Source organism: Bradyrhizobium yuanmingense, assembly GCF_025200905.1.
Lineage (GTDB): Bacteria > Pseudomonadota > Alphaproteobacteria > Rhizobiales > Xanthobacteraceae > Bradyrhizobium > Bradyrhizobium yuanmingense.
Genome location: NZ_CP104173.1, coordinates 6,251,966 through 6,268,647 on the forward strand (window position 1 = coordinate 6,251,966; position 16,682 = coordinate 6,268,647).

At 64.7% G+C, this 16,682-nt stretch carries 14 protein-coding genes; 9 read left to right on the plus strand and 5 right to left on the minus strand.

The features are described 5' to 3' along the window. Window positions 1–71: 71 nt before the first annotated feature. The gene (locus N2605_RS28945; RefSeq protein ID WP_035998669.1) at window positions 72–2,024 is read right to left on the minus strand and encodes a M3 family oligoendopeptidase; all 1,953 of its coding nucleotides are present in this window, start codon (window positions 2,022–2,024) and stop codon (window positions 72–74) included. Between N2605_RS28945 and N2605_RS36610 the strand changes: the two genes are divergently transcribed. From N2605_RS36610 to mepK, 4 genes are all read left to right on the plus strand, one after another. Continuing rightward, window positions 1,963–2,130, plus strand: coding sequence for a hypothetical protein (locus N2605_RS36610; protein WP_370128764.1), 168 nt, complete (start codon window positions 1,963–1,965; stop codon window positions 2,128–2,130). The two genes, N2605_RS28945 and N2605_RS36610, sit on opposite strands and share 62 nt — an antisense overlap. 21 nt (window positions 2,131–2,151) lie before the next feature. Further along, a complete protein-coding gene (locus N2605_RS28950) occupies window positions 2,152–3,648 on the plus strand; it encodes a sigma-54-dependent transcriptional regulator (protein ID WP_035998665.1) in 1,497 nt (498 codons plus the stop codon). 347 nt (window positions 3,649–3,995) lie between these two features. After that, complete coding sequence (locus N2605_RS28955) at window positions 3,996–6,164, plus strand: L,D-transpeptidase family protein (RefSeq protein WP_260344219.1); 2,169 nt, start codon at window positions 3,996–3,998, stop codon at window positions 6,162–6,164. Window positions 6,165–6,448: 284 nt separating this feature from the next. Beyond that, window positions 6,449–8,056 carry a peptidoglycan L,D-endopeptidase MepK gene (gene mepK, locus N2605_RS28960; RefSeq protein ID WP_260344220.1) on the plus strand — a complete coding sequence of 536 codons (1,608 nt, stop codon included), beginning with the start codon at window positions 6,449–6,451 and terminating at the stop codon, window positions 8,054–8,056. A gap of 49 nt (window positions 8,057–8,105) precedes the next feature. Here mepK and N2605_RS28965 read toward each other — a convergent pair whose 3' ends face one another. The 3 genes from N2605_RS28965 to N2605_RS28975 all read right to left on the minus strand — a co-directional run bounded on the left by N2605_RS28965 (window position 8,106) and on the right by N2605_RS28975 (window position 10,732). Continuing rightward, window positions 8,106–9,872 (minus strand): adenylate/guanylate cyclase domain-containing protein, encoded by a 1,767-nt coding sequence (locus tag N2605_RS28965; RefSeq protein ID WP_035998656.1) that lies wholly within the window; start codon window positions 9,870–9,872, stop codon window positions 8,106–8,108. Between the two features lie 86 nt (window positions 9,873–9,958). Then, window positions 9,959–10,231 (minus strand): DUF2312 domain-containing protein, encoded by a 273-nt coding sequence (locus tag N2605_RS28970; RefSeq protein ID WP_018641571.1) that lies wholly within the window; start codon window positions 10,229–10,231, stop codon window positions 9,959–9,961. Window positions 10,232–10,426: 195 nt separating this feature from the next. Continuing rightward, entirely contained in the window at window positions 10,427–10,732 is a 306-nt protein-coding gene (locus tag N2605_RS28975; RefSeq protein ID WP_035998652.1) for a DUF1244 domain-containing protein, read from the minus strand. 153 nt (window positions 10,733–10,885) lie between these two features. Between N2605_RS28975 and N2605_RS28980 the strand changes: the two genes are divergently transcribed. The 3 genes from N2605_RS28980 to N2605_RS28990 all read left to right on the plus strand — a co-directional run bounded on the left by N2605_RS28980 (window position 10,886) and on the right by N2605_RS28990 (window position 14,043). Then, on the plus strand, window positions 10,886–11,467 hold the full coding sequence (locus N2605_RS28980; RefSeq protein ID WP_035998649.1) for a DUF1036 domain-containing protein: 582 nt from the start codon (window positions 10,886–10,888) through the stop codon (window positions 11,465–11,467). Then, complete coding sequence (gene pyk, locus N2605_RS28985) at window positions 11,464–12,900, plus strand: pyruvate kinase (RefSeq protein WP_036021924.1); 1,437 nt, start codon at window positions 11,464–11,466, stop codon at window positions 12,898–12,900. The genes N2605_RS28980 and pyk overlap by 4 nt, the downstream gene beginning before the upstream one ends. 231 nt (window positions 12,901–13,131) lie before the next feature. Then, window positions 13,132–14,043: a DMT family transporter gene (locus N2605_RS28990; RefSeq protein WP_260344225.1), complete on the plus strand. Its 912-nt coding sequence runs from the start codon at window positions 13,132–13,134 to the stop codon at window positions 14,041–14,043. Between the two features lie 34 nt (window positions 14,044–14,077). On the opposite strand, the gene N2605_RS28995 is transcribed toward N2605_RS28990, so the two are convergent. Beyond that, window positions 14,078–14,758 carry a TetR/AcrR family transcriptional regulator gene (locus tag N2605_RS28995; RefSeq protein WP_057028549.1) on the minus strand — a complete coding sequence of 227 codons (681 nt, stop codon included), beginning with the start codon at window positions 14,756–14,758 and terminating at the stop codon, window positions 14,078–14,080. A 437-nt stretch (window positions 14,759–15,195) separates the two neighbouring features. Here N2605_RS28995 and N2605_RS29000 point away from each other — a divergent pair, with 437 nt between their 5' ends. Then, complete coding sequence (locus N2605_RS29000) at window positions 15,196–15,921, plus strand: hypothetical protein (protein WP_260344227.1); 726 nt, start codon at window positions 15,196–15,198, stop codon at window positions 15,919–15,921. Window positions 15,922–16,173: 252 nt separating this feature from the next. Beyond that, window positions 16,174–16,593 carry a hypothetical protein gene (locus tag N2605_RS29005; RefSeq protein ID WP_035998618.1) on the plus strand — a complete coding sequence of 140 codons (420 nt, stop codon included), beginning with the start codon at window positions 16,174–16,176 and terminating at the stop codon, window positions 16,591–16,593. The last annotated feature ends 89 nt before the right edge of the window (window positions 16,594–16,682 follow it).

The window sequence follows — 16,682 nt, forward strand, 5'->3', positions numbered from 1 at the left end:
CGGCGCGTTATACACTTGTATAACACAACCAACGAGTCGGTTCAACGGATGTTTTACGGATGGCGAATGCGTCAGCCCATCGCCTCCAGCTCGTCGATCATTCCGGCGATGACGCTGAGCCCGCCGTCCCAGAACTTTGGGTCCTTCGCATCTAACCCGAATGGCCGCAGCAGCTCGGAATAGTGCTTGGTGCCGCCGGCGGCGAGCATGTCGAGATAGCGCTCGGCGAAACCCTCGGCCGCGTTCTCGTAGACGGCATAGAGCGAGTTCACGAGACAGTCGCCGAACGCGTAGGCGTAGACATAGAACGGCGAATGGATGAAGTGCGGGATGTACATCCAGTAGTTCTCGTAGCCCGCCTTGATCTCGATCGCCGGTCCAAGGCTCTCGCCCTGCACCGACAGCCAGATCTCGCCGAGCCGCGTCGCGGTGAGCTCGCCGTTCTTGCGCTCGGTGTGGACCGCACGCTCGAAGGAATAGAACGCGATCTGCCGCACCACGGTGTTGATCATGTCCTCGACCTTGCCGGCGAGCAGCGCCTGGCGCTGCTTCGCGCTCTTGGTCTGGGCCAGCAGCCGCTTGAAGGTGAGCATTTCGCCGAACACGCTCGCGGTCTCCGCCAGGGTCAGCGGCGTCGGCGCCATCAGCGCGCCGTTCTTTGCCGCGAGCACCTGATGGACGCCATGGCCGAGCTCATGCGCGAGCGTCATCACGTCGCGCGGCTTGCCCTGGTAGTTCATGAGAACGTAAGGGTGCGCTGACGGCGTGGTCGGATGCGAGAACGCCCCGGGCACCTTGCCCGGCCGGACCGGCGCGTCGATCCAGCGGTCGGTGAAGAAGCGCTCGGCGATATCGGCCATTTTGGGCGAGAAGCCGCGATAGGCCGTCAGCACCATGCTGCGCGCCTCCGGCCAGGCGATGACATCGGTCGCCGCGAAAGGCAGCGGCGCGTTGCGGTCCCAATAGGCCAGCCGCTTCTTGCCGAACCATTTCGCTTTCAGCGCATAATAGCGATGCGACAGTTTCGGATAGGCTGCGCGCACCGAGGCGACCAGCGCATCGACGACCTCGCGCTCGACACGATTGTTCAGATGGCGGGAATCGGCCACGTCCTTGAAGCCGCGCCAACGGTCGGAAATGTCCTTGTCCTTGGCGAGCGTGTTGGTGATCAGCGCAAAGGTGCGCTCATTGGCCTTGAAGGTCTTCGCCAGTGCCTCCGCCGCGCTCTTGCGCTTGGCGCCGTCGCGATCCTGCAGCAGATTCAGCGTCGGCTCGATCGCGAGCTCCTTGGCGCCGACCTTGAAGCGGAGGCTGGAGATGGTCTGATCGAACAGCCGGTTGAAGGCTGAATAGCCGGTCTGCGCCTTCTCCAGGAAAAGCTGCTCGAGCTTGTCGTCGAGCTGGTACGGCTTCTCCTTGCGCAGATCCTCGATCCAGGGACGGTAGTGCGCGAGCTCGGCGGCCTGCATCGCGCGATTCAAAATATCGTCATCGATCCGATTGAGCTCGAGCGCGAAGAACAACAGATGCGTGGACGCCGCCGTCAGCCGCTCGGACACGTCGCCGTAAAACTTTGAAATCGCAGGGTCCACACTGTCGCCGGCATGGACGAGCCCGGCATAGGAGCCGAGACGGCCGGCGAGATCGTCGATCGCCTCATAGCGTCGCACCGCCTCGGCGAGCCACTTTCCGCCATCTTCGTTTGCTGTCCCTGTCGCCAGCTTGCCCCTGTAGTCCGTCTCGAAGGCGACGCAGTCGGCATCCATTCTCTCGAGGTCGCGCGCCACCTCCGGCGCCTCGATCCCGGAATAGAGGTCGGTCAGGTTCCACTCCGGAAGCTTGCCGGTCTTGCTCGCAGCTTTGGAGGGTGCAGCTTTGGAGGGCCGTGCCTTGGGGGCGGATTTTTTGGTGCTTGGCTTGCGGAGAGCGGGCTTGCCGGGAGCGGACTTCTTGAGAGCGGACTTGTTCAAGGCAGATTTGTTCAAGGCGGACTTGTTCAAGGCGGACTTGGAGCGCGAATTCATTGTGTGGGAAACCTGTGTTCAACAATCGCGGCGGCAGGCGGGGGCATCAAGGTTTAAGCGTGCGTTAATCGGCTTCGGCCAGAGTGCCCCGATTCGAGACAGATAGTAGTAGCGTGCGGGGAACACCATGGCTGCCAGTATTTTGATCGCCGACGACGACGCTGTAGCCCGCCGGCTGGTCGAGAACATGGTGCAGAAATGCGGCTATGAGACGGTGGTCGTGGACTCCGGTGACGCCGCAATTGCCGCCCTCACTGCCCCCGACGGACCGGCCATCGACGCCGTCATCCTCGACCTCGTCATGCCCGGCCTCGACGGCATGGGCGTATTGGCGAAGATCCGCGAAGCCGGCCTGAGCGTCCCCGTCATCGTGCAGACCGCTCATGGCGGTATCGACAACGTGATCTCCGCGATGCGCGCGGGCGCGGCCGATTTCGTCGTCAAGCCGGTCGGCGTCGAGCGGCTCCAGGTCTCGCTTCGCAACGCGCTCAACACGTCCGCGCTCAAGGGGGAATTGCAGCGCATCCGTCACAGCCGCGAAGGACGGCTCACCTTCTCCGACATCATCACCCGCTCCGAAGCGATGACGGGCGTGATGCGCGCCGCCCAGAAGGCGGCAAACTCCGCGATCCCCGTGCTGATCGAGGGCGAGTCCGGCGTCGGCAAGGAGATGTTCGCGCGCGCCATCCATGGCAGCGGCGAGCGCAAGGCCAAGCCGTTCGTTGCGGTCAATTGCGGCGCAATTCCCGACAACCTCGTCGAGTCCATCCTGTTCGGCCATGAGAAGGGCGCCTTCACCGGGGCCACCGAGCGGCACACGGGCAAGTTCGTCGAGGCTCATGGCGGCACGCTGTTTCTGGACGAGGTCAGCGAGCTGCCGCTGACGGCGCAGGTAAAGCTGCTGCGTGCGCTCCAGGAAGGCGCCGTGGAATCGGTCGGCGGCCGCAAGCCGCTCAAGGTCGACGTCCGCATCATCTCGGCCACCAATCGCAAGCTGCTGGAGCGGGTGAAGCAGGGACAATTCCGGGAAGACCTGTTCTACCGGCTGCACGTGCTGCCGCTGACGATCCCCTCGCTGCGCGCGCGGCGTGAGGATATCCCGCACCTGCTCAGGCATTTCATCGCGCGCTTTGCCGCCGAGGAGAGCCGCCCGATCACCGGGATCAGCGGCGAGGCGGTGGCCCATCTTGCCCAGCTCGACTGGCCCGGCAACATCCGCCAGCTCGAGAACGCGGTCTATCGCGCCGTGGTGATGAGCGACGGGGACCAGCTTGGTCTCGGCGACTTCCCTCTGCTCGCCTCGCAGGCGCATCCCGTCACGGATATTCCGACCGCTCCGTTGCTGCTCGAGCCGGCGGCGACGCCCTCCGTAGTGTCGGGTAATGAAATACCAATCGCCCCGCTCCCCGCGGTGGGAACGCTGTTTATGCTCACTGCGACCGGGGATGTCCGCCCGCTGGAGGACATGGAGAACGAGATCATCCGTTTCGCGATCTCGCATTATCGCGGCCAGATGTCCGAAGTGGCTCGCCGACTCAAAATCGGCCGCTCGACGCTCTACCGCAAACTCGACGAGGCCGGGGTTCCCGGGCATGGCGGCAAAAGCGGCGAGGAGACGCATTGAGCCCAGTGCGAACGAAGCTTCGCGCGGCGGTGCGAGATCGCTCTAAGCCGTTCGCGTGACGACGGAATTCGTCTGCGATTTGAACCGTGACTTGGAAGTGACAGACAGAGGGAAAAGCGCGTGGCAGAAGCGTACAATCCGTTGCCAAGAGGCTCCCTTGAAGTCAGTTTGTCGTGAGTTGCCCCGGGCAGCGCTGGCCGCAAAATCGGGGCCTGTATATCGTCTGCGTCAGAATCGTTGCGTGCAGGCGTGCAACTTTCGAGAGGCCGGCGCGGTTTAGCCGAAACATCAATAAGCGATAACGAGCTGTTCCATGAAGGAACAGCTCACCCGAGGGGTGCGACACAATGCGTGACTGTTTGAACCACCGTGTGGGCTTTGACCGTGTCTTGATGACGGTCGCGGCGACCTTCCTCACGGTGTCGGCCAGCTCGGCCCTGGCGCAGGATCTGCCGCGCAGCAGCGCCGCGGAACTCGCGATCGAAGCCGCGATCCCGCGCCCCGAACCGGCAAACGTCCCGCCCCCGACTGCAGCCGACATCAAGCTCGACACCACCGCCACGGTGCAGGATTCCACGAAGGACGTCGCAAGGGATTCCGCCAAGGTGAACGTCGCGCCCACGGCGGACAAGGTGGAGACCAAGCCCTCCGACGTTGCCACCACACCCGCGCCGGAAGCGCCGAAGAGCGAGACTGCGAAAACCGAGCCGGCCAAGGCCGACACCGCAACGGCCACGCCGGCGGCTCCCGCAGCACCGGCCGCCGAACCGGTGAAGGCCGCAAGCAACGTGCCCACCGCCGACCAACCGGTCGCCGACAAGCTCAAGGACATCATCGGCGCCAAGACCTCGCGCCATTTCGACCGCAAGAACGAGCGTGCAGCGATTGAGAAGTTCTACGGCGCGCGCGACTTCGCGCCGATCTGGACGCAAGGCGGCAACCTGACTGCTGCGGCCAAGGGCGTGATCGCACGGCTCAAGGACGCGGCGTCCGACGGCCTCAACCCCGCCGACTATCCGGTGCCGGATTTCGCCGCCACGACCCCCGATGCGCTGGCGGATGCCGAGCTCAAGCTCACCGCCAGCATGTTCGACTATGCCCGCCACGCCCAGAGCGGCCGCATGCATTGGTCGCAGGCCGGCGGCGACATCCTCTATCCCGAGCATCCGGTCGATCCCGGCGAAGTGCTCGCCAAGATCACGACGGCGGCGGACGCCTCCGCGGCGCTCGAGAGTTACAACCCGCCGCACAAGCTCTACAAGGAGCTGAAGGCCAAGCTCGCCGAGCTGCGCGGCCAGGGCAGCGGTCCGGTGATCGAGATCGCCGACGGCCCTGCGCTGAAATACACCCCTGCCGGCAAGAAGCAGGCTGAGATCGTCGTGGAAGATCCGCGCGTGCCGCAACTGCGCGCCAAGCTCGGCCTCGCGGAGAATGCCAGCGACACCCGCTACGACGCTGCGGTCGCCGAAGCCGTGCGCAAGTTCCAGACCGGCGCCGAGCTGAAGCCGACCGGCATCCTAGACGACAAGACGGTCAAGGCGCTCAACACCCCCAAGCGCGACAAGCAGATCGACGTGGTGCTGGTGAACATGGAGCGCTGGCGCTGGCTGCCGCGCGATCTCGGCGCGCCGGCGCTGGGTGACGCCTATGTCATCCTCAACATTCCCGATTTCACTTTGAAAGTGATGCAACGCGGCCAGCAGGTCTGGACCACACGCGTCGTCACCGGCAAGCCGGGCAAGCAAGCCACCCCGCTCCTCACCGAGACGATGAAGTACATCACGGTGAACCCGACCTGGAATGTGCCGCCATCCATCGTTTACAACGAGTACCTGCCGGCATTGCAGCAGGACCCGACCGTGCTTCAACGCATGGGCCTGAGGCTTGAGCAAAACCGCGACGGCTCGGTGCACATTTCGCAGCCGCCGGGCGAAGCCAACGCGCTCGGCCGCATCCGCTTCAACTTCCCGAACAAGTTCCTCGTCTATCAACACGACACGCCGGACAAGCATTTGTTCGCCAAGGAAGAGCGCGCCTTCAGCCATGGCTGCATGCGCGTGCAGAATCCGGATCAGTACGCCTCCGTTCTGCTCAACATCGTCATGCCGAACGAGAAGTACACGCCGGAGCGCATCCGCAGCATGTACGGCAAAAGCGAGATCGACCTGAAATTCCCGACCCCAATCCCGGTCAACATCACCTATCAGACCGCGTTCGTGGATGAGGCCGGCAAGCTGCAGTTCCGCAAGGACGTCTATGGCCGCGACGCGGCCATGATCAACGTCCTGAAGAACAACCGCGGCAAGGACCTCGAGGCCGTCGTGGCGCATTCCCAGCCGAGCTATTCGCGTCCGGCAACGACGCTGCCCTCCGGAGTGGCCGTGGCCAACAACGGCAGCGGCTTCGGCTCGTCCGGGCCGAACTTCTTCGAGCGGCTGTTCGGGGCGCCCACCCAGGCCGTGCCGCCGGCACCGGTCGGCCGCCGTCCGCAACAGCAGCGGGTGTTTACCCGCTGACGCCCGTCCCGCACTCGTTTTCCTGAAATTCTGCAAGGAAATCAGCGACCCCGTCCCCAGGATGGGGTCGTTGACGTTAACCATGCTGCGACCTGCGATGGGGCGGCGGGCGTTTTTTTGCCACAGTCAACCGCTTAGGATCGTAATCTGACTTGGTTTGGGGGCGAGAAGGTCAACCTCAAATTAACCTTCTCGCTTTAAGAAAGCGTTCATCCTCTTTCGCGCTGCTAACGGGGTTGGCGGGAGAGTCCATTTGAACGCTCGTCGACTGGGTGGGCTCATACGTGCTGACTGGTCTCGCACGCCAATTCGTTGTGCTGTCGTTGTCCCATGCGGGCGTGAAGGCCGGATCCCGGATCGGCCTTGCGGCTGCATTGCTGCTTGCGGCCGCCGGTTCGGTTCATGACGCCGCCGCTCTGAACGAGACCAAGACGCTCTCGTTCCACCACACCCATTCCGGCGAAGACCTCACCGTCACCTTCAAGCGCGACGGGCGCTACGACGAGGCGGCGCTGAAGCAGCTCAACCACTTCCTGCGCGACTGGCGTACCCAGGAACAGACGGTCATGGACCGTCGCCTGTTCGACATCCTCTGGGAAGTCTATCGGGACGTCGATGGCAAGCAGCCGATTCAGATCATCTCCTCCTATCGCTCCCCCGCCACCAACGCCATGCTCCGCCGCCGCTCCTCTGGCGTGGCGCGCGCCAGCCAGCACATGCTGGGCCATGCGATAGACTTCTTCATCCCCGGCGTACCGCTGGAGCAGATCCGCTTCGCCGGCCTGCGCCTGCAGCGCGGCGGGGTCGGCTTCTATCCGACATCCGGCTCGCCTTTCGTGCACCTCGACACCGGCAGCGTCCGGCACTGGCCGCGGATGACGCATGACCAGCTCGCCCGCGTCTTCCCGGACGGCAAGACGGTGCATCTGCCGACCGATGGCGTGCCGCTGAAGAACTATGAGCTCGCCAAGGCCGAGATCGAGCGGCGCGGCAACGGCGATGATGCCGGCAGCAAGCCGAATTTCTTCGCAGCCTTGTTCAGGAGCAAGCCGGCAGCTCCGGCCGCCAGCGACGAGGATGACGAGGGCGCGCCCGCCCCGGCCGCGAAGCCGGCGGCACCGACCGTCGTCGCAGCCGCCGCCAAGCCCGCCGAGCCGGTGCCGACGCCGCGCGCCAAGCCGCAGATCGCCGCCGCGATCCAGCTCGCGTCGGCCGATGCGCAGATCGTCGCGCCGCCCAAGCCGAAGCCCGCGCCCGTGGCTGACAAGCCCGCTTCCGGCAAGCCTGTTGACGGAAAGCCGGAGACCCCGGCCGACATCATCAATGCGCGCGGCTTCTGGGATGACGTTCCGGCCACGCCGCAGCAGGCGACGCCGGCGCAGGTCGCCGCGCTGAAGGCGCGGCAGGCGCTGGCCGCGGCCACCGATCCGCAACCGACCGCGAGCGTGTCCAACGCGGCCCTGCAAGCCCTGGCTTACGCGCCGGCGGCGTCCCCGGTCGACCGCGGCAATGTCGTCGCCGCCTCGGCGCCGATCCCGCGCACCACCCGCCCCCGCAGCTTGGCTCAGGCGCCGGAGATCAACAGCGTGGTCGGCAAGAGCGTCGACGGCAGGGTCGCAACCGCGACCCGCCTGTCTGCGGCCAAGGGCGAGAGCATCTGGCTCAAGATCGTGATGCTGTCGCCGAGCGCCAGCCACGCGATGTCGGTGACGCTGATGGGCGAGCTCGATACCGCGGCGCTGCGCGGCTATTTCGTCAAGCCGCGCTCCGTGATCGCGATGGGCTTCTCCGACGACCCGATGCAGGGCCTGTCCTGCGACAATTTCTCGGGCAGCGCGACCGCAAAGCTCGAGACGACGTCGTTCGTCGTGCGCACCGCCGCGCTGCGCTGAGTCCTCTGTACCAGCAAAGCTCTCTCTGTTCGTCCTTGCCCGGGGTTGATCAAGCCGGCAAGCCGGCCGCGATGAGGCCGGCCTCGTGACGCTGCCGGTCGGGCTCGCGCTTATAGTGCAGCGTCGCAAGATAAGCTGCCACCGAGAATCCCGGTTCGCGCTTCAAGACCTCGGCGGCGTGAGCGCCGGCCGCGATCGCGTTCTTCATCTGCGCGAATGTCGCCGCCAGGAACGCATGATGGGTATAGTCGGGGCGCGTGATCCTTGAAAACGCCTCGGCGGCCTCGGCGTATTTCTCCGCGCAATAATAGGCGCGGCCCAGATGGCTCCAGAAGCGCTCGGGATGATAGGGGTTGAGACGCATCGCTTTCCTGATCCAGTCGATGCCTTCCTCCGGCAGGCCCAGCCAGGTCAGAAGCTCTCCCTGTTGCACGACGACGAGGTCGTAGTTCGGATTGAGGGCGAGTGCACGCTCCTGGTGATAGGTGGCCTTTTCGTAGTCGTGTCGCGTCAGATTGAGCGCGGCGAGAATTCGGTGCACGTCCGCGTCGTTGTCGTCGAGCGCCAACGCAATTTCCAGCTCCGAAGCAACCTGCTCGAAGGTCGCCTCGCGGTCGGCGCACCAGCCATAGATCCAGCACTGACCGAGCACGCATGCCTTCCAGGCATGAGCGTGGGCATAGTTCGGATCCATCGCCAGCGCACGGTTGAGCAGCGTCTGCGCCTGAGCGTTGTCGTCGCGGGTTGATCGATGATGCAGGAGCTTTGCAGCCAGCACGCATTCGTAAGCGGGCATGTTGTCGGTCGGCTTGCGCTTGGTGCGGTCGTGCGTTGCGGCTTCTACTCGCCCCGGCAACGTCGCCACGATCGCGCGGGTCATCTCGTCCTGGATGGCGAAGATATCCCGGAGCTCGCGGTCGTAACGTTCGGCCCAGATATGGCGGTCGGTCTCTGCATCGATCAGCTGCACGGTGACGCGGACGCGCTCGCCGGCCTTGCGAACGCTGCCCTCGATGACATAGTCGACTCCGAACTCGCGGCCGATGTCCTGGACCTTTACGGCCTTTCCCTTGTAGACGAACGTCGAGTTGCGGGAGATGACGAGCAGGTCGTGGAAGCGCGAAAGCTCGGTGATGATGTCCTCGGTGAGACCGTCAGCGAAGAACTCCTGCTCCGGATCGCCGCTCATATTGGCGAACGGCAGCACGGCGATGGACGGCTTCTTCGAAACACCCGGCGGCGTCAGAGCACGATTGGACCCGTCAGGCAGGCTTGCGGGCCCCTCCGCCAGCCGAATGCGGAAGATGCGGATTGGACGGGCGATGTTCTTGACGCTCTGTTCACCGAGATCGTCGAACTGAACGCCGTCGAGCCGGTCGCCGACCTGATCGCGCACCGCGCCGGAGACGCAGATTCCTCCGGGCTCGGCCAGCGTCTCCAGCCGCGCCGCGACGTTGACGCCATCGCCGAATATGTCGTTCTGATCGACGATGACGTCGCCGAGATTGATGCCGATGCGGAATTGGATCCACCGCGGCGGCGGGACGTCGGCATTGCGCCGCGCCATGCGGCGCTGAACCTCGGCCGCACATAGCACGGCATCGACGACGCTGTGGAATTCCGCGAGCATGCCGTCGCCGGTCGTCTTGATGATACGGCCGCGATTCTTGGCAATGGCAGGATCGATGAGCTCGACACGATGGGTCTTGAGGCGCGCAAGAGTGCCGGCCTCGTCGACCTCCATCAGCCGGCTGAAGCCGACCATGTCGGCAGCGAGAACCGCGGCAAGCCTGCGCTCTGGTCCCGGCACATCCATCGCTCGGTCCCTTCACCGAGCAACCTAGCAGATGCCGAGATTTTGCCCAAGCTTGGTGCGCTGCAACGCCGACCGGGCGGGGCGCCTCAGAGCATCCCCAGCGCCTGCATGTAGGTCTCGAGGATGGTCTCTGCCTCGGCGCGCTCGTTGGGATCCTGCTTGCGCAGGCGCACGATGGTGCGCAGCGCCTTGACGTCGTAGCCGTTGCCCTTGCTTTCGGCATAGACGTCGCGGATGTCGTCGGAGATCGCCTTCTTCTCTTCCTCCAGCCGCTCGATGCGCTCGATGATGGATTTGAGCTGGTCCTTGGCGAATTTCGTCGCGGGCTCGTCGTCGCGGACGGCGGCGGAGGTGGCCATCTTGGTACTCCCAATGGAACTGGCAAAACGAGGTGACGCCGGCATCCCTCACCGCGCGTGCTGGGTAGACCCTTAGGGTCGGCGCTCCCAGCGTTCAAGCAAGCATCACGCTCGTCCACAGCGCGCCCACACCTTCCTGCGCCGACGCACAGAAAGCTGTTGTGTGGTGCGACTCAGGGCTCGGCGATGGGCGGTTCAATGCCCGTGGGGATGGACCTTCTTCATCGCCTCGAGCTGCTCGGGCGTGGCCGTGCCCTGGTGTTTCGCCTTCCAGGTCTCATAGGGCATGCCGTAGACGGCCTCCCGGCTCTCGTCCTTGCTCAAGGCGACGCCCTGGGCGTCCGCGGCGTCCTTGAGCCAGTTGGACAGGCAATTGCGGCAGAAGCCGGCCAGATTCATCAGGTCGATGTTCTGGACGTCGGTGCGGCTCCGCAGATGCTCGACCAAGCGCCGAAAAGCGGCCGCCTCGAGCTCCGTTCTGGTTTTGTCGTCGATTGCCATGGCTGTCTTCCTCAAGGTCCGTTCCGGGGCAGGGTTACGGGATCAGGTGGGTCTTGTCACAGATTTTGCCATATCGCGGCGCAAAGGGGCCACTGCCCGGCTGCCCCCGGCCCAACGCCAAATCGTCAATGATCTGGTATAGCTTCCGCGACAATGACTGCCGAATCTCCCCGCTCCCCGCTTTACCTGCTCGCCCGGTTGGTCCCGGTGCTGGTGGTCGCCCTGGCGTGCCTCTACGCCGGCCCGGCCTCCGCCGATTTCCGCCTCTGCAACAACACGTCGAGCCGGGTTGGGATCGCGCTCGGCTACAAGGACGCCGAGGGCTGGACCACCGAGGGCTGGTGGAACATCTCGTCCCGTTCCTGCGAGACGCTGCTGCGCGGCACGCTGGTCGCCCGGTACTACTACATCTACGCCATCGACTACGACCGCGGCGGCGAATGGTCGGGCCAAGCCTTCATGTGCTCCCGCGACAAGGAGTTCACCATCCGCGGCACCGAGGATTGCCTGGCCCGCGGCTATGACCGCACCGGCTATTTCGAGGTCGACACCGGCGAGCAGCGCGCCTGGACGGTGCAGCTGACCGACGCCAACGAACAGCCGGCGCAGCAGCGCGTGCCTGGCCTGCCCGGCCCGGTGGGCCCCGGCGGCGTTCCGGGTTTGCCCAATAGCCCGCCCGGTGCTACGCCCCCGGGCTCGCCCGGCCTGCCACCCCCGTCTGGAAATAAGCCATGAGGCGCCTTCGCCGTATCAAGATTCTCGCGACCCTGGGACCAGCCTCTTCAGACCTCGCGATGATCCGTCGCCTGTTCGAGGCCGGCGCCGACCTGTTCCGCATCAACATGAGCCACACCCCGCATGACAAGATGCGGGAGCTGGTGGCGACGATCCGCAACGTCGAGAGCAGCTACGGCCGGCCGATCGGCATCCTGGTCGACCTGCAGGGCCCGAAGCTGAGACTGGGCTCCTTTGCCGAAGGGGCGATCCAGCTCCAGAACGGACAGACCTTCACGCTGGATTCCGACAAGACACCCGGCGATGCCACGCGCGTCCAGCTCCCGCATCCGGAGATCCTGGCGGCGCTCAGGCCCGGCCATGCGCTGCTGCTCGACGACGGCAAGGTGCGGCTGATCGCGGAGGAGACCTCGAAGGAGCATGCGGTGACGCGTGTCGTGGTCGGCGGCAAGATGAGCGACCGCAAGGGCGTCAGCCTGCCCGACACCGACCTGCCGGTCTCGGCGATGACGCCCAAGGACCGCGCCGACCTCGAGGCCGCCCTCGTCACCGGCGTCGACTGGATCGCGCTGTCCTTCGTGCAGCGCGCCGACGACGTCATCGAGGCCAAGAAGATGATCCGCGGCCGGGCCGCCGTGATGGCCAAGATCGAGAAGCCGCAGGCGATCGACCGCCTCGCCGACATCATCGAGGCTTCCGATGCGCTGATGGTGGCGCGCGGCGACCTCGGCGTCGAGCTGCCGCTGGAGCGGGTGCCGAGCCTGCAGAAGCAGATGACGCGGATGGCGCGCCGCGCCGGCAAGCCGGTGGTGATCGCGACCCAGATGCTGGAATCGATGATCCAGTCGCCGGTGCCGACCCGCGCCGAAGTCTCCGACGTCGCCACCGCGGTCTATGAGGGCGCCGACGCCATCATGCTGTCGGCGGAATCGGCGGCCGGCAAATTCCCGGTCGAGGCGGTCTCGACCATGAACCGCATCGGCGAGGAGGTCGAGCGCGATCCGACCTACCGTTCGGTGATCATGGCCCAACGTCCGGCGCCGGAATCCACCGCGGGCGATGCCATCGCCGACGCCGCGCGGCAGATCGCCGAGACGCTCGACCTGCCGGCCTTGATCTGCTGGACCTCATCGGGCTCGACCGCCGTGCGCGTGGCGCGCGAGCGGCCGAAGCCGCCGATCGTGGCGATCACGCCGAACATCACCGCCGGCCGCCGGCTCGCGGTCGCCTGGGGCGTGCATTGCGTGGTGGCGGAGGACGCGCGCGACCAGGACGACATGGTGAGCCGCGCCGGCCAGATCGCCTTCCGCGACGGTTTCGTCCGCGCCGGCCAGCGCGTCATCATCGTCGCCGGCGTGCCGCTCGGCATCCCCGGCACCACCAACATGGTGCGCATCGCCTCGGTCGGCCCCGAGGGCGACGCCAACATGTGAGGCCCGCCGGGGGCGGCCAAACAAAAAGTCAAAAAACAACCCCATGCACAGTAGCCGGCCGCTCGGCCGGACCTTGCCGGGGTTTTGCGAAAAGACACGCTCGGGCAATGGCCTGAGCGCGATCAGATCGCCTTTTGGCTCGCGGCGCGATTTCTTCAGGTCCCGACCAGCGCCGTGTTCGCAGGCAGCAGCGTCTGCTGCACCAGGCCGCTATCGCTAGGAACCGGTTATATGGCCACCACCGTAGAATCCGAAGCCCGCGCCCGCCCGACGCTGGGCATCGTGCTCATGGCGGCCGCGATGCTTTCGATCCCGCTGGTCGATGGGATCGCCAAATATCTGAGCGCCGACTATTCGCCGCTCTTCATCGCCTGGGCGCGCTACGCCGTGGCAAGCGCCGTCGTCCTTCCGGTGGCCGCGCTCAGGTACAAAGGAGAGATCTTTCCCGCCGAACGGCGCGCCTCCCATATGCTGCGGACGGTGTTCCTCGTCACCGGGATGACACTTTACTTCCTGTCCATCGCGACCGTTCCGCTGGCTACAGCCGTCAGCGCCTATTTCGTGGGGCCGGTCATCGCGGTCGCGCTCGCCGCCATGGTCCTGAAGGAGCGTTTGACGCAACGAAAGATCGCGAGCCTGGCGCTGGGCTTCACCGGCGCCATCGTCATTCTGCGCCCGGACGGCGACATCGAGCCCGGCATCCTGCTGGCGCTCGGCGCCGGGCTAACGTTCGCGCTCTATCTGATCGCAACGCGGCAGGCTTCTCTGGTCAGCGATCCCGTCAAGACGCTCGCCTTCCAGTGTGTCGTCGGCATGGTGCTCCTGACGCCACAAGCCATCTTGACCTGGACCACACCGGCTTGGGACGCTGTCATGTTCTTTCTGGCTTTGGGTGCGCTCTCTGCTGTCAGTCATGTCCTGTCCATCGCGGCATTTCGCTTCGCCGAAGCGTCCACCCTGTCGCCGCTGGTCTATCTCGAACTGCTCGGTTCCACAGCCATCGGCTATCTTGTCTTCAAGGATATCCCGCAAGGCTCCACGATCGCCGGAGCCGTCCTCATTGTGACCGCCGGGCTCATTCTTCTGAAGCGTCCCACCGGGGTTGATCAGTCCGGCCGGGAAAATGCTGATGTAGCAGGATAACAGCGGGCCCGGGCGATCCCGGTGGCGGGTCGGCTCAGGCGCCGACCAGTGCCTTGGTCGTCGGCAGCAGCGTCTGCTGCACCACGAGGCCGCGGGCACGAGCGTCCATGACGCCGACGGCGCGCAGCGCCAGCAGCGTCACGGTCTGCACCGCATCGCGCATCTTGACGGGATCATCGAGATTGTCGGGCGCGAGCGGGCCGACGAGCGCCTCATGCAGCGCGCCGAGCAAGGCGGTGGCGGCGAGCGCGGTGTCCTGCGCCGGCAGATGGCCGGCACGCACGGCGGCGTCGATCCGGGAGGCGATCTCGCCGGCGATCTCGCGCCGGCTGGCAAGGCGCGAGGCGCTGACATCGACATCGACCGGCTCGGCCAGGATGCCCCAGGCCAGCCGGCGCTGCGACAGCGTATGCACCGCCACGGTGGTCACGGCGGCCGCCAGCGCCGAGGACGGCCCCGGCGCGGCATCGGCCGCCCTTCGGATCGCCGCGAGTTCGTCGCGGGAGACCTCGGCAATGAGCTCGGAGATCAGCTCGGCCTTGGAGGGGAAATAGCGGTAGACGGTGCCGGCCGCGACATTGGCCCGGACCGCGACCGGCGCGATCTGCACCGCCGCCATCCCGCCTTCCGCCGCCGCCTCCCGCGCCGCCGCCAGAATGGCGCTGCGCCGCGCCGCAAGGCGCTTCACCACTTGATGCGTCCGCCGATAAACCATGGCGCGCTTCCTGTCCCACACGCCGGCCGCACGCCCTGCGGCCGAACGCTTCTCACGCAATAGATGCAAATCGCCCCGCAAGGACTGAACAACTATTCAGGGTGAATGACAAGATGCAAATGCGTGGGGCGTCATGGTGGGCGGACGGGGGCGTCAAACGAACCGGTCGAGAGACTGAACGAGTATTCTTGGAGGGCTTGGATCGCACAATGTGAATTCAGTGGTCGGTGTTCGCCTGTGAGTGTTCCGGCTGGATTGCGCTACGATCATATACTTATAGGTTCATTTATCCTGTTCGCAGCCAGACGTTGACGCGCGCCTGGTGCAGTGTGCTGATGGCATCGATCTTCACTGCCAGGCAGTTTTCGAAGCCTCGAAAGACTCGGCGCTCTCTCAAGCTGCGGTGGACAGTCTCATGGACGAACGGAGCGTGCGTCATGAAGCGGCTCTTGGGCCTCGCGCTCATTCTCTTTCTGATGCCGACGCCAGACTGCGCGGCAGCCGGTGAATTATTTTCGGTGCGGTGTGAAGGCGGCATTCCCGCCCGCCTCTACTTCGCGACGTTCGACGTCGATGGCAAAGCTGTCGTGTTTGAGACGCCGCCGATAGACCTCGAAACAAATTTCGGCATCACTACACGTTCTGGAGAAATCATTTCCAAAAACGATGGAAAGATCGAATTCATGCTGCGCGTTCGTCCAGGTCGGATCGGCCTGATCTTTGATAGCAACAAGAAGACGATGACTTGGCCGGGACTCGACGACCCCACCTTTCGGCCGACATTAACCCATCCGTGCACTGTCACGCCCCCGAGAAGCATTTTGAGCTTCGGGGTTCGCGATCCCATTCTGAATCCGATCTCTGTACGCTGTGAACACACGGGCGCTGTGTACTTCACGATGGATGCAGCTTCGAAACAAGCACTCTTCGAGCGTGGCAAGGAGGGAAGAGGGTTTCGCGGTGAAGTCACCGATGCCGGCCAGGATGACGTCACGCTCTCGATGAATTTCGAGGTCCCCCGCCGGGTCGTATGGAGCAGAAGCCGCCAGACTATCACGATTGAAGGCATCGATGGCGATGCAGCGCGACCTCGCACTGTCGTGCAATGTCAAGAAGTCCCGCCTCGAACAATGATGGAATTCCATAGAGAGTCGCAGCGGTAAGAGACGCCTCTCCACGGCAGCAACAATCAAAGAAAACGAAAGACTGGGCGACCGTGCCGACGACATGAACGTTGATGGTGCGTCGTCATGAGACGCAAACTCGCTGCACGCGGAGCAAGCTGCGCCATTCTCGTTCTGGCGTTGCCCACAGCCATCTTTTCGGCCGAGCAGCCGACCAAGAACCAAACCCTCCAAGTCCGATTCGCGGCACATTTGGTCCCGGCAAGCTCATCTTGGAGAGGAGAACGAAAGATGCTGCTCACAGCCGGATCCGAGCTGCCCGTTATGTACTTTCTCGATAAGCCTCCGAGCGATATTCGCACGTCAACATTACCCACGACGGCCAAGGAAGTACTGCTGGCGAGAGTGCGGCTACTGGGGACTGCGGCCGGCCTGGGTGGGCGGATTCCACCGGGAGGCCGTGGGAACGATTCTCTCAGGGAGCGTCTCGCGGTCAGCCTCAGGGTTCTCGAAGTCCAGAGCGGAAATGCATCGGTCGACTCGGTCTTCGACGCGACGTTCGGAGTAACTGATCAAACCCATTCCCTAATTCCGGTGCCGCGTACCAAGTCCGAGCTGGAGAGGGATTATTTTGTCGTCGTGTACGCGGACGATGGCGGTCATTGGCATTTGGCCGGATTTCCGATGAGCGAGGCAGAGTATCGGAGTTGAGAAGAGAAATTCTGGAACGATGAGCGCGAGCGCATGGGCATCAGGCCCTAAACGCTGCAGGTCGACCCGGAGGACCGATTCGAGCCCTC